19 protein-coding genes are annotated in these 24,321 nt (G+C 72.8%); 9 read left to right on the top strand and 10 right to left on the bottom strand.

The window, feature by feature from the left end:
- The first annotated feature begins 46 nt into the window (after window positions 1-46).
- Entirely contained in the window at window positions 47-1,009 is a 963-nt protein-coding gene (locus ACSTA4_RS00170; RefSeq protein WP_444962002.1) for an ADP-ribosylglycohydrolase family protein, read from the top strand.
- 78 nt (window positions 1,010-1,087) lie between these two features.
- Window positions 1,088-1,606: a YbaK/EbsC family protein gene (locus ACSTA4_RS00165; protein ID WP_212642032.1), complete on the top strand. Its 519-nt coding sequence runs from the start codon at window positions 1,088-1,090 to the stop codon at window positions 1,604-1,606.
- A 195-nt stretch (window positions 1,607-1,801) separates the two neighbouring features.
- Here the strand turns inward: ACSTA4_RS00165 and ACSTA4_RS00160 are convergent, their stop codons facing one another.
- Window positions 1,802-2,899 (bottom strand): CU044_5270 family protein, encoded by a 1,098-nt coding sequence (locus tag ACSTA4_RS00160; protein WP_444962001.1) that lies wholly within the window; start codon window positions 2,897-2,899, stop codon window positions 1,802-1,804.
- Window positions 2,896-3,489 carry an RNA polymerase sigma factor gene (locus tag ACSTA4_RS00155; RefSeq protein ID WP_444962000.1) on the bottom strand — a complete coding sequence of 198 codons (594 nt, stop codon included), beginning with the start codon at window positions 3,487-3,489 and terminating at the stop codon, window positions 2,896-2,898. The genes ACSTA4_RS00160 and ACSTA4_RS00155 overlap by 4 nt, the downstream gene beginning before the upstream one ends.
- A gap of 262 nt (window positions 3,490-3,751) precedes the next feature.
- Here ACSTA4_RS00155 and paaZ point away from each other — a divergent pair, with 262 nt between their 5' ends.
- Both paaZ and ACSTA4_RS00145 read left to right on the top strand, forming a co-directional pair.
- Entirely contained in the window at window positions 3,752-5,785 is a 2,034-nt protein-coding gene (gene paaZ, locus ACSTA4_RS00150; protein ID WP_444961999.1) for a phenylacetic acid degradation bifunctional protein PaaZ, read from the top strand.
- Window positions 5,786-5,994: 209 nt separating this feature from the next.
- Window positions 5,995-6,984 (top strand): MBL fold metallo-hydrolase, encoded by a 990-nt coding sequence (locus tag ACSTA4_RS00145; protein ID WP_444961998.1) that lies wholly within the window; start codon window positions 5,995-5,997, stop codon window positions 6,982-6,984.
- A gap of 161 nt (window positions 6,985-7,145) precedes the next feature.
- Here ACSTA4_RS00145 and ACSTA4_RS00140 read toward each other — a convergent pair whose 3' ends face one another.
- A complete protein-coding gene (locus tag ACSTA4_RS00140) occupies window positions 7,146-8,162 on the bottom strand; it encodes an Lrp/AsnC family transcriptional regulator (protein ID WP_444964309.1) in 1,017 nt (338 codons plus the stop codon).
- 202 nt (window positions 8,163-8,364) lie between these two features.
- On the opposite strand from ACSTA4_RS00140, the gene ACSTA4_RS00135 reads away from it, so the two are divergent.
- Window positions 8,365-9,885: an AbgT family transporter gene (locus ACSTA4_RS00135; RefSeq protein ID WP_444964308.1), complete on the top strand. Its 1,521-nt coding sequence runs from the start codon at window positions 8,365-8,367 to the stop codon at window positions 9,883-9,885.
- 58 nt (window positions 9,886-9,943) lie between these two features.
- A complete protein-coding gene (locus ACSTA4_RS00130; protein WP_444961997.1) occupies window positions 9,944-11,101 on the top strand; it encodes a M20 family metallopeptidase in 1,158 nt (385 codons plus the stop codon).
- A 187-nt stretch (window positions 11,102-11,288) separates the two neighbouring features.
- Here the strand turns inward: ACSTA4_RS00130 and ACSTA4_RS00125 are convergent, their stop codons facing one another.
- Genes ACSTA4_RS00125 through pdhA form a run of 3 tightly spaced genes read right to left on the bottom strand, consistent with a single transcriptional unit; the run spans window position 11,289 to window position 14,780 of the window.
- Entirely contained in the window at window positions 11,289-12,704 is a 1,416-nt protein-coding gene (locus ACSTA4_RS00125) for a dihydrolipoamide acetyltransferase family protein (protein WP_444961996.1), read from the bottom strand.
- Entirely contained in the window at window positions 12,701-13,693 is a 993-nt protein-coding gene (locus ACSTA4_RS00120; RefSeq protein WP_444961995.1) for an alpha-ketoacid dehydrogenase subunit beta, read from the bottom strand. Before ACSTA4_RS00120 ends, ACSTA4_RS00125 begins: the two co-directional genes overlap by 4 nt.
- A gap of 1 nt (window position 13,694) precedes the next feature.
- Window positions 13,695-14,780, bottom strand: a complete 1,086-nt coding sequence (gene pdhA / locus ACSTA4_RS00115) for a pyruvate dehydrogenase (acetyl-transferring) E1 component subunit alpha (RefSeq protein WP_444961994.1) — start codon at window positions 14,778-14,780, stop codon at window positions 13,695-13,697.
- A 280-nt stretch (window positions 14,781-15,060) separates the two neighbouring features.
- Between pdhA and ACSTA4_RS00110 the strand changes: the two genes are divergently transcribed.
- Window positions 15,061-15,558 (top strand): phosphoribosyltransferase, encoded by a 498-nt coding sequence (locus tag ACSTA4_RS00110; RefSeq protein WP_444961993.1) that lies wholly within the window; start codon window positions 15,061-15,063, stop codon window positions 15,556-15,558.
- A gap of 77 nt (window positions 15,559-15,635) precedes the next feature.
- Here ACSTA4_RS00110 and nrfD read toward each other — a convergent pair whose 3' ends face one another.
- From nrfD to fdh, 3 genes are read right to left on the bottom strand one after another with little or no spacing between them, the layout of a single operon-like run.
- Window positions 15,636-16,736 (bottom strand): NrfD/PsrC family molybdoenzyme membrane anchor subunit, encoded by a 1,101-nt coding sequence (nrfD, locus tag ACSTA4_RS00105; protein ID WP_444961992.1) that lies wholly within the window; start codon window positions 16,734-16,736, stop codon window positions 15,636-15,638.
- Window positions 16,736-17,626 (bottom strand): 4Fe-4S dicluster domain-containing protein, encoded by an 891-nt coding sequence (locus ACSTA4_RS00100; protein WP_274975614.1) that lies wholly within the window; start codon window positions 17,624-17,626, stop codon window positions 16,736-16,738. Before ACSTA4_RS00100 ends, nrfD begins: the two co-directional genes overlap by 1 nt.
- Window positions 17,623-20,877 carry a formate dehydrogenase gene (fdh, locus tag ACSTA4_RS00095; protein WP_444961991.1) on the bottom strand — a complete coding sequence of 1,085 codons (3,255 nt, stop codon included), beginning with the start codon at window positions 20,875-20,877 and terminating at the stop codon, window positions 17,623-17,625. The genes ACSTA4_RS00100 and fdh overlap by 4 nt, the downstream gene beginning before the upstream one ends.
- 364 nt (window positions 20,878-21,241) lie before the next feature.
- On the opposite strand from fdh, the gene ACSTA4_RS00090 reads away from it, so the two are divergent.
- Both ACSTA4_RS00090 and ACSTA4_RS00085 read left to right on the top strand, forming a co-directional pair.
- Window positions 21,242-22,900, top strand: coding sequence for a catalase (locus tag ACSTA4_RS00090; RefSeq protein WP_444961990.1), 1,659 nt, complete (start codon window positions 21,242-21,244; stop codon window positions 22,898-22,900).
- Window positions 22,901-22,910: 10 nt separating this feature from the next.
- The gene (locus tag ACSTA4_RS00085; RefSeq protein WP_444961989.1) at window positions 22,911-23,378 is read left to right on the top strand and encodes a hypothetical protein; all 468 of its coding nucleotides are present in this window, start codon (window positions 22,911-22,913) and stop codon (window positions 23,376-23,378) included.
- A 159-nt stretch (window positions 23,379-23,537) separates the two neighbouring features.
- Here the strand turns inward: ACSTA4_RS00085 and ACSTA4_RS00080 are convergent, their stop codons facing one another.
- A complete protein-coding gene (locus ACSTA4_RS00080) occupies window positions 23,538-24,002 on the bottom strand; it encodes a DUF4383 domain-containing protein (RefSeq protein WP_444961988.1) in 465 nt (154 codons plus the stop codon).
- Between the last annotated feature and the right edge of the window lie 319 nt (window positions 24,003-24,321).

Raw genomic sequence — 24,321 nt, 5'->3', positions numbered from 1 at the left:
GGGTCGACTCGCAGCACCCCTGGTACCGAAACGTTGTGAGGCCCCTGTGAACCTCCCCTCCCCCGGAACCCGCGAGGACCGCGCGGTCGGCGTCCTGCTCGGCGCGGCGTGCGGCGACGCCTTGGGCGTTCCCTACGAGTTCGGTCCGCCGCTCGCCGAGGACAGGGTCCCGAAGATGGTCGGCGGCGGTCTGGGCCCCTACGCCCCGGGCGAGTACTCCGACGACACCCAGATGGCCGTGTGCATCGCCGAGGCCCTGCGCGAGCACCGCGACCCGCTGTCGGCGGAGGCGCTGCGGCACACGGCGGACGCCTTCCTGCGCTGGAGGAACGAGGGCGCCACCGACATCGGCAACCAGACGGCGTGGGTGATGCGCCGTGCCGGACACGCCTACCGGCGTCCGGAGGTGGCCGAGGTGATGGAGCGGGCGGCGGCGGAGCGCTTCGCCGAGGGGGTGCCGAGCGCGGGCAACGGGTCGCTCATGCGCACGGGGCCGCTGGCCCTGGCCTACCCGGACGACCCGCGGGGCCTGGCCGCGGCGGCCGACCGCTACAGCCGCCTCACCCACGGCGACCCGCTGGCCTCCGAGGCCTGCGTGCTGTGGTGCGAGGGGATCCGGCACGCGGTCGCGCACGGCGACCTGGCGGGCGTGCGCGCGGGTCTGGAGCTGCTGCCGCCCGAGCGGCGCGGAGCGTGGGCGGCGTGGCTGGACGAGGCCGAGGAGCGCCCGCCGCGGGCCTTCAACCCCAACGGGTTCGTGGTCACCGCCCTCCAGGCGGCGTGGTCGGCCGTGGTGCGCGAGCCGGACGGGTTCACCCCGGCGCTGCGGGCCGCCGTGCGCGCGGGCGACGACACCGACACCGTGGCCGCGATCGCCGGGGCGCTGCTCGGCGCCCGGTGGGGCGCGGGCGCGATCCCGGGGGAGTACCTGGAGGCGGTGCACGGGTGGCCCGGCTACCGGGCCGGGGACCTGGCCGAACTGGCGCTGCGGATCGCCGGGCGCCGCTGAGGCGGCGGTTAGCCTGGCGGTGTCCCCTCGTCGGAGGACCCCCTCCGAACGACCTTCACGACGACATCGAGGTGTGCCATGTCCGGTGGACTGAACTGGGTACGTGCGGACGAGCACCCGGAGCTGCTGGCCGACCCGGTCCTGGCCGCGGTGCGCGGCCGTGAGGACGCGCGTGTGGCGCCCATCGACCCGGAGCTCGCGGACACGGCGCAGTTCTGCGAACGGTACGGGATGCCCCTGGCCACCAGCGCGAACTGCGTGGTGGTCGCGGCCAGGCGCGGCGGCGAGGTGTCCTACGCGGCGTGCATGGTGCCGGCCACCCAGCGCGCCGACGTCAACGGGATCGTCCGCCGCCGCCTCGGCGCCCGCAAGATCTCGTTCGCGCCGATGGACGAGGCCACCGGGCTGACCGGGATGGAGTACGGCGGCATCACGCCGCTCGGCCTGCCGGAGGGGTGGCCGGTCCTGGTGGACGAGGCGGTCGCCGCCGAGGCCGAGGTCGTGGTGGGCAGCGGGGTGCGCCGCTCCAAGCTGCTGGTGCCCGGCAAGCTGCTCGCGGACCTGCCGGGCGCCGAGGTCCTGGCGCTGACCAGGTAGGGGGAGCGGCCACGCGGCCGGGCGGGTCGCCCGGCCGCGTGTCGACACGTCCACATGCGGATTCGTCTCCGTGCGGGCACGAATGTCGACAAATCGATGTGTGGTTTCGGCGTGCTCCGCCCCGGTTTGCGGCTGGTTCCGAGCTGGTACCGAGCGGTGTGCGTCCGGTGCCGGTCCCGGCGTCGGGAGCGCCGGTCAGGGGGCGGCGCCGACCTCCGCCACCCAGGCGGTCTCCACGAGCACGGTGTAGTTGTTCACCCTCGGCAGCCCCTCCTCTCCGGGGGACTCCACGGCGACCGTCTCGTGGTAGAGCGGTGCGCCCGTGTCGGCGTCGAACATGATCCTGCGCTCCAGGACGATGCCGTCCCCGGCGTCCTCCTCGACCAGGAACAGTTCGCCCTCGCGCCCTTCGCGGTCCCTGGCCGTGCCCGCGTACCGCACGTCCTCCTGCGCGGCGAGCGCGCGCAGCGCGGCGGCCTGCACGTCGGGGCCGACCGGGGCCTCCTCGTACAGCAACTGGAGGGCGTACACGAGCCCGACCGCGGGGGAGGGGTCCCGCGTGGCCCCGGAGGCCTGGCCGCCGACCGCCAGGAGCTGCTCAGCGAGCTGGTCCGGGTCCGCGGTGAGGCTGCCGGGCTCCAAGGTGAAGAACATGCCGTTCCCGCCCTCGCCGCCGCCCCACTCGAACTCCTCGGGCCCGCTCTCGAAGAGCCACCGGAGCGGGGCGGGGTCGCCGCCCCCGTGCTCGGGGAGGCTCGGGGTGGAGACGCTGCGCCCGGACTGGTGCGGGGTGCGCCAGACCTGCTCGTCCGTCGGCAGGACGCCCCAGCCCGCCTCGCCGGTGTCGGCGTCCTGGGAGTAGGTGAAGGTCCACTCCGCGGTGTGCACGTAGGCGACTTCTCCCCCGACGGGCGGCGGGGGCTGCTCCTCGGCGGCCTCCGCCAGGGCGAGGAGGTGCTCGCGGCCCGCGGGCGCGTCGGCGGCCAGGGGGACCTCCAGCGGCGCGGGGGGCGGACCGGCGTACGCGGGCTGGACGGAGTTCCAGCCCAGGGTCCCGAGCACGGCCACGGCGGTGAACGCGGCGGCGGCGCCCAGCGCCAGGCGCGGGGCGGTGCGCCGGGGGGTCAGGCCGCGGACCCGGAGGCGGTCGCCCGAGGCGATCGCCTCGATCCGGGCGAGGTCGCGGGCCACGGGGTCGGGGCGGACGGAGGCCGCGGGGTCGTGCGCGGCGAGCATCCCGCGCACGGCTTCGGTGTCGCCGCGCAAGCCGCGGCTGGCGGGGGTACGGTTCACTTCTCCTCCACGGGAACTCGGACGTGCGTGGGGCCCGGCGTCGCCGGACGCGGTGGGGACTGGTCCCGGCCGGTCGGGGACGAGGAGTCCAGGAAGCGCTCGATCCGGCGGCGGGCCCGGTGCAGGCGCACGCGCACGGTGGCGGTGGTGCAGCCCAGCACCCGGGCCGCCTCGGCCGGTTCCAGGCCCTCCCAGGCCAGGAGCATCACCAGTTCGCGGTCGGTGGCGCTGAGCTGGTCCAGGGCGCGCAGCGCGGCGTCGCGCTCCTCCACCTGGTGGACGGTGTCGGCCGTGCCGGGGACGTCCGCGGCGGTCTCGGCGCTGAGCACCTCGCCTCGTCGGCGCTCGCCGCGCAGCCGGGTCCGGATGACGTTGCGCGCCACCCCGTAGAGCCAGGGCAGGGGCTGCTCCTTGGGCAGGCGGTCGTACCTGCGCCAGGCGACGCCGAAGGTCTCGGCGGCGACGTCGTCCGCGAGGTCCGGGCCCAGGCGGCGCACGGCGTACCGGTACACGTCGCCGTGGTAGCGCTCGAAGAACCGGGTGAACTCGCTCTTCGCGGGTTCCTCCGTGTCCGTGTCCTCACTGCTCATCGACTTCCTTCCGTGCGGTCTCACCCCCTTCTGTCCGGTGGGGCCTCCGTATTACAGGGTCGGACCGGGGTTCTGCGCGCGCGGGCGCACGGGTTCTCCCGTCGGCGATCCGGGGGTCCGGGCCAGCCCTCCGCGCGGACCTGTGGACAACGGGGGGGAAAGGGCAGGTGGGAAGCGGCGCGGTTCCCCCGGGACTATTTACTGACCGATCGGTCTGTAATACTGTTCGTCAGAGAGCACAGCCCGAGGAGAGGACCGTCCGGTGCCCGAAACACTCCAGAGCTACGCGCGGGGAGCATGGTTCACCCCCGCGGACGAGGGCGCGCCCCTGGCCGACGCGAACACCGGTGAGACCATCGCCCGGATCTCGTCCGTCGGCCCCGACGTCGCGGGGATGGTCGACCACGCGCGGACCGTCGGCGGCCCCGCGCTGCGCGCGCTCACCTTCCACCAGCGCGCGAACATCCTCAAGGAGGTCGCCAAGCACCTGACGGGGTACAAGGAGGAGTTCTACGCCCTCTCCCACCGGACCGGCGCGACCGCCCGGGACACCGCCGTGGACGTGGACGGCGGTTTCGGCACGCTCTTCAGCTTCTCCAGCAAGGGCCGCCGCGAGCTGCCCAACTCCACCGTCATCCTGGACGGGCCCCTGGAGCCGCTCGGCAGACAGGGCACGTTCGTGGGCCAGCACGTGTACACGTCCCGACCGGGCGTGGCCGTGCAGATCAACGCCTTCAACTTCCCGGTGTGGGGCATGCTGGAGAAGCTCGCCCCCGCCTTCCTCGCGGGGATGCCCAGCATCGTCAAGCCCGCCGGGCAGACCGCCTACCTCACCGTCGCGGTCGTGCGGCGCATGGTCGAGTCGGGTCTGCTGCCCGAGGGCTCCCTCCAGCTCCTCGTCGGCAGTCACCGGGGCCTGCTCGACGCCCTGGGCCCGCAGGACGTCGTGGGCTTCACGGGGTCCGCCGCCACCGGCGCCATCCTGCGCAACCACCCCAACGTGGTCAGCGGAGGCGTGCAGCTCAACGTCGAGGCCGACTCCCTCAACTGCTCGATCCTCGGCCCGGACGTGACCGAGGAGGACCCCGAGTTCGACCTCTACGTCAAGCAGGTCGTCACCGAGATGACGGTCAAGGCCGGACAGAAGTGCACCGCCATCCGCCGCGTCATCGTGCCCGCGGCGATGGCGGAGGCCGTCACCGGGGCCCTGACCGAGCGCCTGGCCAAGGTGGTGGTCGGCGCGGCCGACCACCCGGACACGCGGATGGGCGCCCTGGTCTCGCTCGACCAGCGCGAGGAGGTCCGCAAGGCGGTCAAGGCCCTGCGCGCCACCAGCGAGGTCGTCTACGGCGACCCGGAGAGCGTGGAGGTGGCCGGGGCCGACGACGAGACGGGCGCGTTCATGTCCCCGATCCTGCTGCGCGCCGAGCCCGGCGCGCGGGAGCCGCACGAGGTGGAGGCCTTCGGTCCCGTCAGCACCGTGATCACCTACGACGGCGTCGCCGAGGCCGTGGAGCTCGCGGCCCGGGGCAGCGGCAGCCTGGTGGGTTCGCTCGTCACCCGCGACCCCGACGTGGCGCGCGAGGTCGTCCTGGGGCTGGCGCCCTGGCATGGGCGCATCCTGGTGCTCAACCGCGACGACGCCAAGGAGTCCACCGGGCACGGTTCGCCGCTGCCCGTGCTGGTGCACGGCGGCCCCGGCCGCGCGGGCGGCGGCGAGGAGATGGGCGGTGTGCGCGGCGTCAAGCACCACATGCAGCGCACCGCCGTGCAGGCCCCGCCGGACATGGTCACCGCGATCACCGGCCACTGGACCACCGGCTCCGAGCGGACCGTGGGCGACGTGCACCCGTTCCGCAAGGACCTGTCGCAGCTGCGGATCGGCGACACGATCCGGTCGGCGGAGCGCACCGTCACCCGGGCCGACATCGACCACTTCGCCGAGTTCACCGGCGACACGTTCTACGCGCACACCGACGAGGAGGCCGCCGCCGCCAACCCGCTGTTCGGCGGGATCGTGGCGCACGGCTACCTGGTGGTGTCGCTGGCGGCGGGCCTGTTCGTGGACCCGGCCCCGGGCCCGGTGCTCGCCAACTTCGGCGTGGACAACCTGCGCTTCCTCACCCCCGTGAAGGAGGACGCCACGATCCGGGTGACGCTGACCGCCAAGCAGATCACCCCGCGCACGAACGCCGACTACGGCGAGGTGCGCTGGGACGCCCTGGTCACCGACCAGGACGGCGAGGCCGTGGCCACCTACGACGTGCTCACGCTGGTCGCCAAGGGCGAGGAGTAGGCGGGGAGACGAGTCGGCCTGTCGACAAGGTGTCCTGTCGTCATCCCGTCCTGCCGACAGGACGCCGCGTCATGCCAGGGCCCCGGCCGGGCGGAAAACCCCCGGAACCGAACCGGGGGCGGACGGACGGCATCAGACAGCGACGGGGGCGAGGGGCCGTACCGGCTCCCCTCGTCCCCTCCCGTTCACCGGCAGACAGAAGGACCGCCATGACGCCATCGCCCCACCGTGAGTACGGCAACCCACCCCTCTCCCGGCGCCGCTTCGCCCGGATCGCGTCCCTCGGGTTCGCGGCAGGCATCGGAGCGACCGCTCTCGTCCCATCGTCACCTGCGGCCGCACGAACGGACGGCCGGGTCCACTTCGACCGCGCGGCCAGACTCGCCGGGGACGACCCGGTGCTGAGCAAACTCGTGACGGCTCTGACCCCCGGCGTTGTTCCTCCCGAACTGCCCGCCCCGGCCCCGGTGAAGCTGTTCGACGACCTGGCCATGCTGAGTGTGGGGTTCGTACACGCCATGGCCGTGCTCACCGACGACGGAATCGTGCTGATCGACGCGCTCAGGTCCCCCGAGGACGCCGAGAACGTGATCGTCCCGGGGCTGCGCGAACTGGGAGCCGATCCGGAGACGATCAAGTACGTCGTCGTCACCCACGGCCACTACGACCACTTCGGCGGAGCGCAGTATCTCGCCGACCGCTACGGTTCACGCGTGCTGATGTCACCGGCCGACTGGGATCTGCTCGAACGCACCCGCCCGGACCACGCCCCCGTCCGGGACCTGGAGACCACGGACGGCCAACGCCTCACGCTCGGGGGCACGACCATCCGCCTGTACGACACCCCCGGGCACACCGCAGGTACCGTCTCGCCCGTCTTCCCGGTACGGGCGGGTTCCGAGAGCCACACGGCCATGTTGTGGGGCGGTACCCGACCGCCCGGGACTCTCACGGAGCTGCGTACCTATCTGTCGTCCATCCACTCGTTCCGCACCCGGATACGCAGGGCCGGGGTGGACGTGGAACTGGCCAACCACCCCATCGACGACGGACTCGCGCGTGCCGAGCAGGTCCGCAACGAGCCCGGCGCAGACAACCCCTTCGTGATCGGCCGACAACGGACGGACCGGTTCATGGCAGTACTGGACCTCATGCTGCGCGGCTGGATCGCCGATGCCCGGGACGGCGGGGAGGAGTAGGTCCGTCGCCGTACAGGCGAACGGACGCGCCCGCAAGCAGGAACAGCGTCAGACAGGCATGTCGGTAAGTAGACACGTCGTCAAACAGACGCGGCGGCGAACGGACATGTCGACTAGCCGACAGGCGGTGCCCCCGGCGGTGGCGTGGCCGGGGGCACCGCTCACTCCCCGTCCAGCAGCGCCGACGGGCCGGGCGGCCCGAGCCGCGCCCCCTCGCGCGCCGTCCAGTAGCGGCGCAGCACGTCCAGCACCACCGAGACCCGCAGGCCCGTGATGCCCGAGAGGCGCCCCAGGTCCGCGGAGAGGAAGTCGGCGAGCCCGGCCTCGTCGCGGAACACCGCGTGGTGGATGACGGACGAGGTCCCGGCCACGACCGAGACGTAGCGCGCGGAGGGGTGCGCCCCCAGCGCGTCGGCGACGCCGCCGATCTCGCGCGGGCTGACCTCCAGGGCCAGCACCGCCTCCACGCCCATGCCCAGCAGGGCGGGTTCCACCTCCACCCGGGGGCGCACCATGCGGCGCTCCAGCACGGACTGGACGAGGCGGTAGGCCGTGGACTGGCTGACCCCGAGCGCGCGGGCGACCTCTCCCGAACCGGCGCGCGCGTCGCGGTGCAGCATCCGCACCACGAGCGCCTCCTGCGCGCCGAGCGGGCCGCGGGGCCCCTCCGCCGCCCCGTTCTCCCCCGTGTCGGTGTAGGGGTCCAGCGCCCGGGACCGCGCGGGGTCGAGCCGGCCCAGCCGCCAGGAGTCGGCACGGCTCACCGCGCGCAGGACCAGGTCGGACCGTGTGGCCGCCACGCCCTCCACCGAGGGGATCCCGTCGGCGAGCAGGTCCGCCGCCCGGTCGCGGCGGAAGGGGTGGACGACGCAGTAGACGTCGGACCCGCCGCTGGTCACGGCCGTGAACTGCGTCTCGGGCCGCTCCGCCAGGCGGCGGGCCACCCGCCGCGAGTGGCCGGGGGCGGTGGTGATCCACACGTGGTGCGGGTGGGCGTCGGAGAGCAGCGGCCAGTCCACCTGGCCGACCACGCGCACGGACCGCTCGGACTGGAGGCGCTGGAGCCGCCGCCCCACGGTGCTCGCCGAACTCCCCACCGCCTCGGCCAGGGCGCTGACCGGCGCCCGGGGCGCCAGCTGGAGGGCGGCGACCAGGTCCATGTCGAGTTCGTCCAGCACCGCTTCCGCCTTCGCCAAGACCGCTGTCACCAAATATGCCGCATGGGATGAATGATTCCACCACTTTATCGCTGGTGGTTGACATATCCATCCACCACACATGCAATGTACTGGTCAACGCAGCGAGGGAGGGGCGCCAGCCCGCCCGGACGTCAGGGGAGCACGGGTGACCACGACCGATTCCACACGCCCCAGGCTGCCGATGCGGCTGCTCCTGGGCTCCCTCCAGGTGGTCGAGCGGGTGGGCAACAAGCTGCCCCACCCGTTCTGGCTGTTCACGATCATGGCCGGGATCGTCATCGCGCTCAGCGCCCTGCTCAACGCGCTGGGCGTCTCCGCGGTCTCACCGGTGGACGGCGAGCGCATCGCGGTCCGCAGCCTGCTCTCGCCCGAGGGCGTGCAGACCATCGTCGGCGACGCGATCGACAACTTCGCGACCTTCCCGCCGCTGGCGATCATCATCGTGGTCATGCTCGGGGTCTCGGTCGCCGAACGCAGCGGCCTGCTCAACGCGATGCTGCGCGGCAGCGTCACCAGGGTCCCGGCCCGGTGGCTGACCTTCGCCGTGGCGCTGACCGGCATCACCGGCAGCGTCGCCTCCGACGCCGCCTACGTCGTGCTCATCCCGCTGGGCGCCCTGCTCTTCAAGGCCGCGGGCCGCAGCCCCGTCCTCGGCCTGGTCGTGGCCTTCGCCTCCGTCTCCGCCGGATACAACGCGTCCCTGCTCATCACGCCCACCGACGCGCTCCTGGCCGCCCTGAGCACCGAGGCCGCCTCGATCATCGACCCCGGCTACACGGTCACGGCGCTGGACAACTACTTCTTCAGCGTCGTCTCCGCCGTCGTGCTCGCCGCCCTGATCACCCTCGTCACCGAGTTCCTGCTGAGCAGGCGCTCCGAGGGCCTGACCGAAGACGGCGACGGCGAGGGGGACCGGGAGGCGCGGGAGCTGGGCTCCATGACCCTCACCGACGCCGAGCGCCGGGGGCTGCGCAACGCCGGGCTGACCGTGCTGGCGGCCGTGGCGGTCCTCGCGGCGGCGCTCGCGCCCCCGGCCTCGCCCCTGCGCGGGGAGGACGGAACGGTCCTCGGCTCGCCGATCATCACCGGGGTCGCCTACGTGCTGGGCATCCTGTTCCTGCTCGCCGGAGTCGTGTACGGGCGCGCCACGGGCACCGTGGCCTCGGCGCGGGACGTCCCCGAGGCGATGACCGCGGGAGTGCGGGACCTGGCGCCGGTGGTCGTGCTGTTCTTCGCGGCCTCGCAGTTCCTCGCCTACTTCCGATGGACCGGGATCGGCGAGGTCGTGGCCATCCGCGGCGCCGCGCTGCTGGACTCGGCGGGGGTGCACCCCCTGGTGCTCTTCCTCGGCATGATCGTGTTCTCCACGGTGCTGAACCTGCTCATCACCAGCGGTTCGGCGCAGTGGGCCCTCATCGCGCCGGTCTTCGTGCCCATGTTCATGCTCCTGGACGTACCGCCCGAGACGACCCAGGCCGTCTACCGCATCGCCGACTCCAGCACCAACGTCATCAGCCCGATGAGCCCGTACTTCGTCATGGCGCTGGGCTTCCTCCAGCGCTACCGACGGGACGCGGGCATCGGCACGCTGATCTCCCTGACGCTGCCGCTGTGCCTCACCGTCCTGGTCGGCTGGACCCTGCTGTTCCTGGGCTGGTGGACGCTCGGCATCCCGCTGGGACCGGGTGTCCCGGTGCGCTGACCACCTCCCTCCCGCCCCGGGCGGGGTCCCCTGCCCACCGCAACGAAGAGAGTGACAGATGAGCCAGACGGTGACCGCGAGACTGGCGGACGCGGCCGAGCGCGCCCTGCCCGGCATGATCGACGACCTGCGCGCCCTCGTGGAGCTGGAGACCCCCAGCGGCGACAGGGACCTGCTGTCCGCCGGGCTGGACGGCATCGAGGGGTGGCTGGCCCGGCGGCTGGGCGCGCCCGAGACCCGGGTCCGCTACGACGGCGGCTCCTTCGGCGACGTGCTGGAGGTGTCCTACCCCGGCACCGGGGCGGGGACCGTGCTCTTCGTCAGCCACTACGACACCGTCTGGCCCGCCGGGACCCTGGCCGAGTGGCCGGTGACGGTCGAGGGCGACCGGTTCAGCGGCCCCGGCTGCTTCGACATGAAGGCCGGGATCGTGCAGAGCGCCTGGGCTCTGCGGCTCCTGCGCGAACTGGACCTGCCCCGGCCCACCGTGCGGATGCTGCTCACCGGGGACGAGGAGATCGGCAGCCCCGCGTCGCGCCCGCACATCGAGCGGGCCAGCGAGGACGTGGACCTGACCCTGGTCCTCGAACCCAGCCGGGAGGGCATGCCCAAGACCCGGCGCAAGGGCATGGGGATCTTCGACGTGGACGTGCGCGGCGTGGAGTCCCACGCGGGCCTGGACCCCGCCGCCGGGGCGAGCGCCGTGCACGCCCTGGCCCAGGTCGTGCCCGCGCTCACCGCCCTGTCCGCGCCGGAAGCGGGCACCACGGTGAACGTGGGCCTGGTCTCCGGGGGGACCGGGTACAACGTCGTCGCCGGGCACGCCCGCTGCGGGGTGGACGTGCGGGTGCAGGACCCCGCCGAGATGGCCCGCGTGGACGCCGGGCTGGCCGCGCTCGCCGCCGCCGACCCGCGCGTGGCGGTCGCGGTCACGGGCGGGTGGAACCGTCCTCCGATGAACCCCAACCCGCCCTCGGAGAAGGCGTTCGGTCTGCTGCGCGAGGTGGCCGGGGAACTGGGCGCGTCCCTGGAGGAGGTCTCCGTGGGCGGGGCCAGCGACGCCAACTTCGTCTCCGCGCTGGGCCGCCCGGTGCTCGACGGACTGGGCGCGGTGGGCGCCGGTCCGCACTCGCGCGACGAGCACGTCCTGGTCGGCGGGACGCCGCACCAGGTCGCCCTGGTGGCGGGCCTGATGGCGCGGATCGCGGGCAGGTAGGGCGGCAGCGCCCGGCCCCGCCCGGGACGACATGTGGACGGGTCGCCATGGGGATGAGTCGCCATGTGGACGAGTCGACACGCGGCGGTCCGACGAGCGCGGGACCGACCGCTCCGGCGGCGGCCGGACCGGCACGCGCGGGGGCGCCCCGGGACACCGGGTCCCGGGGCGCCCGCTCCGTCCCGGCCTACAGGCGGGCGACGGCCGCGGCCGGGTTCTCCATGGCGTCGGCGACCACGCGCATGAAGCCCGCGGCGGCCCCGCCGTCGCACACGCGGTGGTCGAAGGCGAACGACAGCTGCGTGATCTTGCGGACGGTCAGCTCTCCGTCCACCACCCACGGGCGGTCCATGATCCGGCCCAGGCCCAGGATCGCCACCTGCGGGTGGTTGATGATGGCGGCGCTGCCGTCCACACGCAGCGACCCGTAGTTGTTGAGGGTGAAGGTGCCGCCGGTCATCTCGGCCGAGGAGGCCCTGCCCTCCCGTGCGGCGGCGGTGAGCCGCCGGATCTCGCCGTCCAGCTCCGTCGTGGTGAGCCGGTGCGCGCCCAGCACGGCCGGGGCGACCAGGCCCCGTTCGGTCTGCACCGCCAGGCCCAGGTTGACCCCGTCGTACTGGACCAGCTCACCGCGTTCGGCGTCCACCCTGCCGTTGAGCTCGGGGTGGGCCCGCAGGCCCGCGACCACGAACCGTGCCACGTAGGACATCAAGCCGGGTCCGGACGGGTCGGACTGCCGGAGGCGGACCAGCTCGGTCGCGTCCACGTCCACCCAGACGGTCGCCTCGGGGATCTCGCTGCGGCTGCGGGACAGCGACGCCGCCACGCTGCGGCGGAACCCGCTCATGGCCACGCGCCGGGACTCGGCCAGTCCCGTGCGGGCGTCCACGAACCCCGGTGCGACGGGCTCCGGACCAGAGGCGGGAGCGGCGGGGTCGGCGGCGGGGTCGGCAGCCGGGGCCCGCGCGGCATCTATCGCCTCGCGCACGTCGCGCCGGGTGATGAGTCCGCCCGGGCCGCTCCCGGAGACCTCGGAGATCCGCAGCCCCGCCTCACGGGCCATCTGCCTCACCAGGGGCGAGGTGACCAGCGGCGGCCGCACGGACGCGGGAGCGGCGGGTGCGGTGGATCGGACCGGGGCCGCGGCGGCCGGTGCGGCGGAGGCGGGTGCGGCGGGCTGCGCCGGGCGCGCGGGCGGGCGCTCACGCGGACGCCGACGGCGCCCGGAAGCCGCTGCCTCCGGCGTCCCGTAGCCGATCAGCACGTTGCCCGAACCCGTTCCGGCGCGCTCCTCCTCGCGGTAGCGCTCCCCCTCCGCCGACGCCCTCGCGGCGTCGGACCCGGACGCGGCGTCGGACCCGGGACCGTCGGTCACGCTGATCAGGGGGCGCCCGACCTCCACGACCCGGCCTTCCTCGCCGTGCAGCTCGCTGACGGTGCCCGCGAAGGGGGAGGGGACCTCCACGATCGACTTGGCGGTCTCCACCTCCACGATCGGCTGGTCCAGGGCCACGGTGTCGCCGACGGCCACGAGCCAGCGCACCACCTCGGCCTCGGTGAGCCCCTCTCCCAGGTCGGGGAGGTCGAAGGTCTGCGTCGTCACTGGTCCTCCCACTGAAGGTCGTCGACGGCGTCCAGGATCCGGTCCACGCCCGGGAGCTGGAAGCGCTCCAGCTTCGGCGGCGGGAAGGGGATGTCGAAGCCGGTGACGCGGCGCACCGGCGCGGCCAGGGAGTGGAAGCAGCGCTCGGTCACCCGCGCGACGATCTCCGAGGCGACGCTGGCGAACCCGCTGGCCTCGGCGACCACGACGGCGCGCCCGGTGGAGCGGACCGCCTCGCACACGGTGGCGTCGTCGAAGGGGACGAGGGAGCGCACGTCCACCACCTGGAGGCTGCGGCCCTCCTGGGCGGCGGCCTCGGCCGCCTCCAGCGCGGTGGGCACCGAGGGGCCGTAGGCGATGAGGGTGGCGTCGGTGCCGGGGCGGCGCACCACGGCGCGGCCGATGGGCGGCTCGGGCGCGGCCAGGTCGATCTCGTCCTTGCCCCAGTAGAGCTTCTTGGGCTCCATGAACACGACCGGGTCGTCGGAGGCGATCGCCTCGCGCAGCAGGAAGTAGGCGTCGGCGGGCGTGGACGGGGTGACCACGGTCAGGCCGGGCGTGTGGGCGTAGTAGGCCTCGGAGGAGTCGCAGTGGTGCTCGACGCCGCCGATCCCTCCCGCGTAGGGGACGCGGATGACCATGGGCAGCCCGACCCGGCCGCGGGTGCGGTTGCGCGTCTTGGCCACATGGCTGACGATCTGCTCGAAGGCCGGGTAGGCGAACGCGTCGAACTGCATCTCCACCACGGGGCGCATGCCGTTCATCGCCATGCCCACGGCCATGCCCACGATCCCGGACTCGGCGAGCGGGGTGTCGAAGCAGCGGTCCTCGCCGAACTCGGCGGTGAGGCCGTCGGTGATGCGGAAGACGCCGCCGAGGGGGCCGACGTCCTCGCCGAAGACGTACACCGCGGGGTCCTCGGCCATGGCGTCGCTCAGGGCCCGGTTGAGGGCCTGGGCCATGGAGAGCTTGGTGGGGTCGGTCGCCATGTCAGTTGCCCTCTCTGCTCAGTTCGTCGGCCAGGAAGGCGGCCTGCTCGTCCAGCTGCGGCGTGGGGGTGGCGAACACGTGCGCGAACAGCTCGGCGGGCTCGGGGTCGGTGTCCCGGGCGACGCCCTCGCGCATGGCGGCGGCCACGGCCTCCGCGTCCTCGGCGATGCGCGCCTTGCGGGCCTTGGTGAGGACGCGTTTCCTGGTGAGGTAGGCCTCCATGCGCAGCAGGGGGTCGCGGGCCTCCCAGGGGTCCACCTCCTCCTGGGTGCGGTACCGGGTGGCGTCGTCGGCGTTGGTGTGCGCCTGCATGCGGTAGGTGTGCGCCTCCACGAGCTGGGGGCCCTCGCCCGCCCGCGCTGCGGCCACGGCCCGGTCGAGCACGGCGAGCACGGCGGGGGTGTCGTTGCCGTCCACCCGTTCCGCGTTCACCCCGTAGCCGACGCCCTTGTGGGCGAGCGAGGGGGCGGCGGTCTGGCGGGCCAGGGGGACGGAGATGGCGTACTCGTTGTTCTGCACGAAGAACACGACCGGGGTCCGGAACACCGCCGCGAAGTTCAGCGCCTCGTGGAAGTCGCCCTCGCTGGTGGCGCCGTCGCCGCACAGCGCCATGACCACGGTGTCCTCACCGCGCAGGCGGGCGGCGTGCGCGACGCCCACCGCGTGCAGGAGCTGGGTGGCCAGCGGCGTGGCCTGCGGGGCGACGCGGTGCGCGTAGGGGTCGTAGCCCGAGTGCCAGTCGCCCTTGAGCAGGGTGAGCACCTGTACCGGGTCCACCCCGCGCGCGACCACGGCGGCGGTGTCGCGGTAGGTCGGGAACAGCCAGTCGCCCTCCGCCAGGGCCATGGCCGCGCCCGTCTGACAGGCCTCCTGCCCGTGCGAGGAGGGGTACACGGCCAGGCGGCCCTGCCGCACGAGGGCGCTGGCCTGGTCGTTGACGCGGCGGCCGATCACCAGGGATGTGTACGCGGCGAGCAGCCGCTCCCGGTCCGGGAACGGCAGGGCGGCCCCGTCCACCGGGCTTCCGGTCTCGTCGAGCAGCCGGACCGGCTGCTCGGAGGGGAGAAGGTCCCGGTCATCAGCCATGGCGCCAGCCTCCTGTGTCAGAAAGATGTGTTCAGACACATGGTGCTGTTCATTGCCATCTGTTCGCCACAACCACGCAAAACTCAAGAAAACGTCGAGGATTTCGCCCGGATTCCTGGCCACACGTCCAATCGTGTGACCCAGAACACCCCCCGGTGTGGACAAGTGGCCCGAACCGCCGCGCCGCGTCCCCGCGCGGGCACGGAGCGGCGCCGCGGTGGTTAGCCTGGGGCGGTACCGAGCCGCTGCGCACACCACACCACCGGGAAGAGGGGACCTCGTGAGCGACGAGCGCGAGAACCTGGACTACGGGCTCTTCGGCACCGCGATCCGCGACCTGGCCCGCGCGATCGCCGACGACGGGTTCGAGCCCGACATGATCCTCTCCATCGCGCGCGGCGGCCTCTTCGTGGCGGGCGGCCTGGGGTACGCGCTGGACGTGAAGAACCTGCACGTGGTGAACGTGGAGTTCTACACCGGGGTCGGCACCACGCTCGACATGCCCGTCATGCTCCCCCCGGTGCCCAACGTGGTCGACCTCGGCAGCAAGAGGGTCCTGGTCGCCGACGACGTCGCGGACAGCGGCAGGACCCTCAGGCTCGTCCACGACTTCTGCGCCGAGCACGTCGCCGAGGTCCGCAGCGCGGTCATCTACGAGAAGCCGCGGTCCCTGGTCAAGTGCGAGTACGTGTGGCGGCACACCGACCGGTGGATCAACTTCCCCTGGTCGGTGGAGCCCCCGGTGGTCAGCCGCCCCGACCAGGTCCGCGACGCCTGACCGCACCCGGCGGCCCCGACCGCCGCACGGCCGTCCTCCTCCCCCGCCCGAGCCGCGGGGAGGAGGACGGCCGCTCCTCAGTCCCCGGCCGTACGGGCCTGCGGAACTGCGGCCGCGTCGGAGCCCCCGCGCTCCGCCTCCCGCTCGGCCAGCCTGCGGCGCTGGGGCACCACCGTGTACTTGGGGTCGGCCACGGACTGCTTGCCCGCCTGGAAGACGCCCAGCCGGGTGCACGCGGAACCGGCCAGCAGGGCGGCGCCGCTCACCGCGGAGGCCGCCCGGCTGCGGCGGCCCAGCACCGCACCGGCCGCACCGGCCAGGGTGAGCGTCCTGGCCGCGCGCATGAGGGCGCCCGCCTTCCCCTGCCGGTAGGGCTCGCCGGACAGCCCCATCCGACGCTCCATGGCGCCGGAGACCGCCGTCTCCACCAGGGCGCCGCCCACCGCGGCGCGGCGCGCGGGACCGCTCTGCGCCAGGGGCGCGGTGACCAGGCCCATCCCGCCCGCGGCCGAGGCCGCCGAGGAGGCGAACACGAACGGCATGTACCGGTAGCCGTCGTGCCAGGACGGCACGGCGGTGTCGCACACCAGCGGCGCCGTGTAGGTGGCCACGAGCGGGCCCACCATCCCGGCGCCCAGGGTGGCCGCCCGGCCGATCCGCGGGAACCACCCGGTCGCGGCGGTCACCGCGGCGACCCCGGCGAGGGGGCCGTAGGTCATGAGGATCCAGGACCCGACGCTCATCGGCGAGGTCGGCTTGACCACCCGCAGCATGTTGAGGAAGCGCTCGGGGCGCCCCAGGTCGTGGATGAGCGCGGCCGTCGAACCGGAGATCGCGCCCAGGGCCGTGTACTTGAGGGGGCGGGCCAGCTCCGGGCGGCCGGTCAGCTCGGCGCCGGCGGCCAGCACCGACGAGGCCCCGGCGAGCCCGCCCAGGAACAGGTAGCCGCCGATGTCGGAGGCCTTCCACACGATCTGGTTGAGGACCGGCTTGCCGTAGTAGGAGCGGAACTCGGCGTCGGGCACCCGCGTGGGCTCGCCGCGCCCCTTCTTCCTGCGCCGCCCCTCCCCGTGTTCGCGGCGCTGCTCCTCCCCGACGACGTCGGCGGCCCCAGTGACGGCCTCCCGCCCGGGGCGCTGCCCGCGCATGCCCTCCTTGGTCACGTCCGACGAGCTCATCAGCGCCTCCCCACGAACGTCGCGGCCGCTCCGACCACCAGCGCCGCCGCAGCGACACCTGCGTGCCGCCACATCGACGGCAGGTCCCGGGTGGTCACCACCGGGTCCGGCGGCAGCCCGTAGACCTCGGGTTCGTCCAGCAGCAGGAAGAACGCCCCCGCGCCGTCCACCCCGTCCTCGGGGTCCTCGCCGTACAGGCGGGCGGAGGACACCCCGGCCTCGTGCAGGTCGGCCACCCGCGCCTCGGCGCGCGCACGCAGTTCGTCGAGGTTGCCGAACTGGATCGAGTCGGTGGGGCAGGCCTTGGCGCAGGCGGGCTCCAGGCCGTCGCCGATCCGGTCGTAGCACAGGGTGCACTTCCAGACCCGGCCGTCCTCCTCGCGCTTGTCGATGACCCCGTAGGGGCAGGCCGGAACGCAGTACCCGCAGCCGTTGCAGATGTCCTCCTGCACCACCACCGTGCCGAACTCGGTGCGGAACAGCGAGCCGGTCGGGCACACGTCCAGGCAGGCGGCGCTGGTGCAGTGCTTGCACACGTCCGAGGACATCAGCCAACGGAACTCGCCGCGCTCGTCGGCGCCCGTGGCGGCGCCGGGCAGCTCGAAGGACGGCATGCCCAGGTCCACGGCCCCGGGGCGTCCCACGCCCGGGTCCTGGTGGCCCAGGGGCTCGCGCTGTTCGACGAAGGCCACGTGCCGCCACGTGTCCGCGCTCAGTCCGCCGCTGTTGTCGAACGACATGGACGTGAAGTCCAGGCCGTCCTCGGGGACCATGTTCCATTCCTTGCAGGCGACCTCGCAGGCCTTGCAGCCGATGCACACACTCGTGTCGGTGAAGAAGCCGACCCTCTCGTGCCTGCCGTCCCCGTTGCTCTCCGCGGACACGCTCACACCTCCAGTCCCGTCTGTTCCGTGATTCCGGCCCGCTCCCTGTACTCGCGCACCAGGTCGAGGCGCTCGGCGCCCCGGGGCCTGCGCCCCGGCCGGATGTCGGCCGTGATCGCCTTGACCTCCTGGATGTGCACGTTGGGGTCGAGCGCGATGGGCATCAGCTCGTTGACCGCGTCCCCGGTCGTGTACCCGTTGGGCCCCCAGTGGTAGGGCATCCCGATCTGGTGGACCACCCGCCCCTGCACCCGCAGCGGCGCCATCCGGTCGGTGACCATGACCCGTGCCTCGATGGCGTTGCGCGCCGTGACGACGGTGGCCCAGCCGCCGTGCTCCAGCCCACGCTCCTCGGCCAGCTCGGGCCCGACCTCGCAGAAGAACTCGGGCTGGAGTTCGGCCAGGTAGGGCGTCCACCTGGTCATCCCGCCCGCGGTGAAGTGCTCGGTGAGCCGGTAGGTCGTCACCACGTACGGGAAGACGTCGGAGCCGGGCGTGCCGGGGGCGGGGTGGTAGCGGTTGTACTCGTGCGGGTACAGCAGGCGCGTCGGGTTGCGCTGGTGCCCGTACAGCGGGTTCTCGAACGGGGTGTCCTGCGGTTCGTAGTGCGTGGGCATCGGGCCGTCGTTGAGGCCCGCGGGCGCGTACAGCCACCCCTTGCCGTCGGCCTGCATGACGAAGGCGTCCCGGCCTGTCAGCGCCGCGACGCCCTCGGCGTCCTCCGGCGGCACGTAGTCGGGGGCCTTGCGGTTCTCGAAGTCGGGGGTGTCGTGCCCGACCCAGCGCTCCCGCTCCGCGTCCCACCACACGAGGCTCTTGCGGGGGCTCCAGGGCTCCCCGTTCTCGTCGGCGGAGGCGCGGTTGTACAGGACGCGCCGGTTGTCCGGCCACGCCCAGGCCCACTCCCCGGCGATCCAGTCCTGTTCGGTGTGGGGCTTCCTGCGCGCCGCCTGGTTGACCCCGTCCTTGAAGACTCCGCAGTAGATCCAGCAGCCGCACGAGGTCGACCCGTCGTCGCGCAGCTCGGTGTAGACGGTGAGCGGGCGGCCCTCGGCGTCATGGCCGTTGATCTCGCGCAGGACCGCGGCGGCGTCGGGCTCGCCGTCCTCCTCCAGGGGGTAGTCCCAGGTGAGGTCGAGGACGGGGCGGTCCTTGGGGTCGTCGGAGCCGGCGAGGATGCCGCGGATCTCGCGGCCCAGGTGGTACATGAACCACAGGTCGCTGCGCTGGTCACCGCTCGGGCTGACGGCCTGATCGTGCCACTGGAGCAGCCGGTTGGTGTTGGTGAAGGTGCCCGACTTCTCGGTGTGCGCGGCGGCCGGGAAGAAGAACACCTCGGTGCCGATGTCCTCGGTGCGCATCTCACCGGACTCGATCTCCGGCCCGTCCTTCCACCAGGTGGCGCTCTCGATCAGCGAGAAGTCGCGCACGACCAGCCAGTCCAGCTCGGCCATGCCCATGCGCTGGGCCCTGCTGTTGGCCGAACCCACGGCGGGGTTCTCGCCCATGAGGAAGTAGCCCTTGCACTTCCCGGCGATCTGCCCCATCACGGTGTCGTAGTGGCTGTGGGAGCCGGTGAGCCGGGGCAGGTGGTCGAAGCAGTAGTCGTTCTCGGCCGTCGCGTGCTCGCCCCACCACGCCTTGAGCAGGCTGACGGTGTAGGCCTGCATCCCGTCCCAGAACCCCTTCCTGGGCTTGCCCGCGGCCAGGACGTAGGTCTCCAGGGACTGCTCCTCGTGCGCGTGGGGCATCGGCAGGTAGCCCGGCAGCAGGTCGAACAGGGTCGGCACGTCGCTGGAGCCCTGGATGCTGGCGTGTCCGCGCAGCGCCTGGATGCCTCCTCCCGGACGGCCGATGTTGCCGAGCAGCAGCTGGAGGATGGAGGCGGCCCGGATGTACTGGGAGCCGACCGTGTGCTGCGTCCAGCCCACGGCGTAGCAGAAGGCGCTGGTGCGGTCCCGGCCGGAGTTCTCGGTGAGGTGGTCGCACACCCTCCGGAAGGTCTCCTGCGGGATGCCGCAGACCTGCTCGACCAGCTCCGGCGTGTAGCGCGCGTAGTGGCGCTTGAGGACCTGGAACACGCAGCGCGGGTCGGTGAGCGTCGGGTCCTCCCTGGGCTTCTCCCGGATGACCGCGCCGCCCGCCCCCTGCTGCTCGGGCCGCCCGGAGTGGCTGGTGCCGAGGTTCTCCTCCAGCCGCTCCTTGAACAACTGGTCGCGGTTGCCGGAGGCGGCGGCGACCTCCGCGCCCTCGTAGCTCCAGGTGCTGGCGTCGTAGCTCTTGTCCTTCTCCGAGAAGCCGGAGAACAGGCCGTCCAGGTCCTCGGTGTCCTGGAAGTCCTCGCCGACGATCGTGGCGGCGTTGGTGAAGGTGCGCACGTAGTCGAGGAAGTACTTCTCCTCGGTGAGGACGTGGTTGATGATCGCGCCGAGGAAGGCGATGTCGGTGCCCGCGCGGATGGGCACGTGCATGTCGGCGAGCGCGCTGGTGCGGCTGAAGCGGGGGTCGACGTGGATGACCACCGCGCCGCGGGCCTTGGCCTCCATGACCCACTGGAAGCCGACCGGGTGGGCCTCGGCGAAGTTGGACCCCTCGATGATGATGCAGTCGGAGTTCTGCAGGTCCTGGAGGAACATGGTCGCCCCGCCGCGCCCGAAGGACGTCCCGAGCCCGGCGACCGTGGAGCTGTGGCACACGCGGGCCTGGTTCTCCACCTGGACGACGCCGAGCGAGGTCAGGAGCTTCTTGATGAGGTAGTTCTCCTCGTTGTCCAGTGTGGCGCCGCCGAGGCTGGCGATCCCCAGCGTGCGGTTCACCCGTTGTCCCTCGTGCTCCCGCTCCCAGGTCTGCTCGCGCGTGCGGACCACGCGGTGGGCGACCATCCGCATGGCGGTGTCGAGGTCGATCTCCTCCCATTCGGTGCCGTAGGGGCGCCGGTACAGGACCTTCTCCTCGCGCGCGGAGCCGGTGGTGAGCTGGAGGCTGGCCGACCCCTTGGGGCACAGCCGCCCGCGGCTGATCGGCGAGTCCGGGTCGCCCTCGATCTGGACGACCTTCTCGTCCCTCACGTAGACGTTCTGCCCGCATCCCACCGCGCAGTAGGGGCAGACCGACTTCACGACCCGGTCGGCCTCCTCGGTGCGGGACCTGAGGTCCTCTGACCGTCGGGACTTCGCGGCGGCCCCGCGCCCCGTCGGGTCGTCCCCTGTGAACTGCCGGTACACCGGCCACGACTCGATCCACGTGCGTACGCCCATGCTCGCCTCCGCCCCGGGCCCGGGGCCCGTCGATGGTCTCCAGGTCTGCCGCTACCCACGGACGAGGGGGAGCATGGGTCCGGATTCCCACCGTGCGCCGGGCGCGACTCCGGGAGGACGGGGACACGCCGCCCGTGGCGGTTCCATGGGGCTTTTGTGACGCGGCCCGGGCGGCGGTGTTTCACGTGAAACACCGGGGGAGGAGAGGACCGAAAATCCCCCTTTACGGACTTCCCAGGCGGGGGAAGGGTTGCGGTACTCCCTCCAGTTGGTAAGAACTTCCCCCGCCGTGCGTCCGGCACCGCGGCAGTGGGCAGGGGGCACCGGGACAGGGATCATGACGACGTGGTGGGGGACCAGTTCCATGACCGACGTATCCAGCCAGGGATCCGCGCCGGGAGACGACCGCGAGGTGCTCACGAACCGGCAGGGACACCCGGTCTACGACAACCAGAACCAGCGCACGGTCGGCGAGCGGGGGCCGGCGACGCTGGAGAACTACCAGTTCCTGGAGAAGATCAGCCACTTCGACCGGGAGCGCATCCCGGAGCGGGTGGTGCACGCGCGCGGGGCGACCGCGTTCGGCTACTTCGAGTCCTACGGCGCGTGGGGCGACGAGCCGATCAGCCGCTACACGCGGGCCAAGCTCTTCCAGGGCAAGGGGAAGCGGACCGACATCGCGCTGCGCTTCTCCACGGTCATCGGGGGCAGGGACTCCTCGGAGTGCGCGCGCGACCCGCGCGGGTTCGCGATCAAGTTCTACACCGAGGACGGCAACTGGGACCTGGTGGGCAACAACCTGGCGGTGTTCTTCATCCGCGACGCCATCAAGTTCCCCGACGTCATCCACTCCCTCAAGCCGGACCCGGTGACCTTCCGCCAGGAGCCCAACCGCATCTTCGACTTCATGTCGCAGACCCCCGAGTGCATGCACATGCTGGTCAACCTGTTCAGCCCGCGCGGCATCCCGGCGGACTACCGGCACCAGCAGGGATTCGGCGTCAACACCTACAAGTGGGTCAACGACGTGGGCGAGACCGTCCTGGTCAAGTACACCTGGATGCCCAAGCAGGGCGTGCGCAGCATGACCGAGGCCGACGCCGCCAACCTCCAGGCGGACGAGACCGGGCACGCGACCAAGGACCTGCACGAGGCCATCGACCGCGGCGAGTACCCCGAGTGGGAGCTGCTCGTGCAGATGATGAGCGACGAGGAGCACCCCGAGCTCGACTTCGACCCGCTGGACGACACCAAGACCTGGCCGGAGCAGGACTTCCCGCCCAAGGCGGTGGGGCGGATCGTGCTCGACCGGAACGTGTCGGACAACTTCGCGGAGAACGAGCAGATCTCCTTCGGCACCGGCGTGCTCGTGGACGGCCTGGACTTCTCCGACGACAAGATGCTCGTCGGGCGCACCTTCTCCTACAGCGACACGCAGCGCTACCGGGTGGGGCCCAACTACCTCCAGCTGCCGGTGAACCAGGCCAAGAACGCCGGCGTGCGCACCAACCAGCGCGACGGCCTGATGGCCTACCACCAGGACTCCGGGGGCGAGAACCCGCACGTCAACTACGAGCCGTCCATCAACGGCGGCCTGCGCGAGGGGCAGTACCCCACGCACGACGAGCAGGGGCCGGAGATCCGGGGGCGGATGACCCGTAAGCGCATCTCCCGCACCAACGACTACCAGCAGGCGGGACAGCGGTACACGCTGATGGAGGAGTGGGAGCGCGACGACCTGGTGCGCAACTTCACCGGGCAGCTCTCCCAGTGCGACCGGCCGATCCAGGAGCGGATGGTCTGGCACTTCCTCATGGTCGACGACGACCTGGGGCTGCGCGTCGGCGAGGGGCTGGGCATCGGCCCGGGCGACGTGGCGCACCTGGAGCCGCTGCAGAGTCAGACCCTGGACGAGGGGGAGCGCCAGCGCATGGCCAACCTGGGCGAGAACGGCCCCCGGGACGTGTCGGGGCTGACGATGACCCACTGCGTGCCCAACAAGCGGCACGTGGTGGAGCGCTGAGGCGGGCGTGGTGGAACGGCTGGCACGGGCCCTCGCGCACGCCTCGTCCGCCGTCGGCAGGGGACTGCTGGCGGGAGTGGTCGGCACGGCGGCGATGACGGTCTCCAGCACCGCCGAGGCCAAGCTGCGCGGCAGGGGAGGCAGCACCTCGCCCGCCGACGCCGCCGGGAAGGTGCTCGGGGTGCGGCCGGAGGGCCCCTCGGGCGAGCAGCGGTTCAACACCGCGGTGCACTGGGGATACGGGGCCTCGTGGGGGGCCGTCCGGGGGCTGCTGGGCGCCATCGGGCTGCACGGGACCGCGGCGGCGGCCGCGCACCTGGCACTGGTGTGGGGCGGCGAGCAGGTCGCCCTCCCGGCCACGGGCACGGCGCCCCCGGCCTGGAAGTGGGGCGCCAAGGAGGTCGGCGTGGACCTGCTGCACCACACGGTGTACGCCTGCGCCACCAGCGCCGCCTACGAGTGGCTCGACCGGCGCTGACCCGCGGTCGTCCGGCCCCGGTCCCCGTGAGGGACCGGGGCCGGACGCGTGCGTCCCCGGCGCGGGCGCGGCCGCCCCGCGCGACGCGGCCGCCGCCCCGTGCGGGGCGGCGGCCGTCACCGTGTCACTCCCGCTCCGGGCGGGAGCCGCGCGGACGCGTCAGCGCCCGGCGCGGCTGCGCCGGGAGGGTGCGAGGACGATGGCGAGCGCCAGCATGCTCACCCCCAGCACCAGGTGCAGCCAGTTGTCGGCGTTGTTGAGCGGCACGATGTTCGTCGGGTCGCCGGACTCGACCAGCAGCCCGTAGACCCACAGCACCAGGTAGGCCAGGCCGCCGACGATGAGGTAGACGCGCGCCAGACCGGCGGTGCGCGCCATCGCCACCCCGGCCACGCCGAGGATCAGGTGGAGCAGGTTGTGCAGGATCGACACCTGGAAGATCCCCAGCAGCATGGCCTCGGAGTGGTGTCCGGCGAACTGCATCTGGTCGTAGTTCGTGGTCAGTCCGGGAATGAAGCCCAGCACGCCCACCAGCAGGAAGACGATGCCGTAGACGAGCGCGGCGATACGGATCGGCTTTCCGGGAATCCTGGTCACGCCCTGGGCCGATGTCCGGTTGGACATGGTCACCTCCACCGTGTCGCGTCCGTTTCATGGGTCCCTGTGATGCAAGGGGCTGATGGTGAACCATTACCCGATGTGATGCAGATCACTCACCTTGACGGGCGGTGCCGCCCACCGCCACACGCCACTGACCGGCCCCGGGCAGGGACAAACGTCCGGCCCCCGGCACGGGGGGGAGCGGTGACCGGGGCGCGGGAGCGGGCGGGCGGGGCGCCGCAGGCGCGGTGAGTGCGGACGCGGGAGTCGGGGTAGTCGCGCCAGCGAGGCACTCCCGCGGTGGACCGGGGGCCGTGAGCCGGCGGGGCGGGGCCCCGCGCGC

This window comes from Nocardiopsis sp. M1B1, assembly GCF_052466615.1.
This window is presented reverse-complemented; position numbering and strand designations above follow the sequence as displayed.

What these genes read in the sequence shown, in the direction of transcription:
- fdh (WP_444961991.1), bottom strand. Translation starts at nt 20,877, where the DNA reads ATGGGCGTACGCACGTGGATCGAGTCGTGGCCGGTGTACCGGCAGTTC.
- ACSTA4_RS00080 (WP_444961988.1), bottom strand. Translation starts at nt 24,002, where the DNA reads ATGTCCAACCGGACATCGGCCCAGGGCGTGACCAGGATTCCCGGAAAG.
- ACSTA4_RS00145 (WP_444961998.1), top strand. Translation starts at nt 5,995, where the DNA reads ATGACGCCATCGCCCCACCGTGAGTACGGCAACCCACCCCTCTCCCGG.
- ACSTA4_RS00120 (WP_444961995.1), bottom strand. Translation starts at nt 13,693, where the DNA reads ATGGCGACCGACCCCACCAAGCTCTCCATGGCCCAGGCCCTCAACCGG.
- ACSTA4_RS00155 (WP_444962000.1), bottom strand. Translation starts at nt 3,489, where the DNA reads ATGAGCAGTGAGGACACGGACACGGAGGAACCCGCGAAGAGCGAGTTC.
- pdhA (WP_444961994.1), bottom strand. Translation starts at nt 14,780, where the DNA reads ATGGCTGATGACCGGGACCTTCTCCCCTCCGAGCAGCCGGTCCGGCTG.
- ACSTA4_RS00130 (WP_444961997.1), top strand. Translation starts at nt 9,944, where the DNA reads ATGAGCCAGACGGTGACCGCGAGACTGGCGGACGCGGCCGAGCGCGCC.
- ACSTA4_RS00165 (WP_212642032.1), top strand. Translation starts at nt 1,088, where the DNA reads ATGTCCGGTGGACTGAACTGGGTACGTGCGGACGAGCACCCGGAGCTG.
- nrfD (WP_444961992.1), bottom strand. Translation starts at nt 16,736, where the DNA reads ATGAGCTCGTCGGACGTGACCAAGGAGGGCATGCGCGGGCAGCGCCCC.
- ACSTA4_RS00135 (WP_444964308.1), top strand. Translation starts at nt 8,365, where the DNA reads ATGCGGCTGCTCCTGGGCTCCCTCCAGGTGGTCGAGCGGGTGGGCAAC.
- ACSTA4_RS00090 (WP_444961990.1), top strand. Translation starts at nt 21,242, where the DNA reads ATGACCGACGTATCCAGCCAGGGATCCGCGCCGGGAGACGACCGCGAG.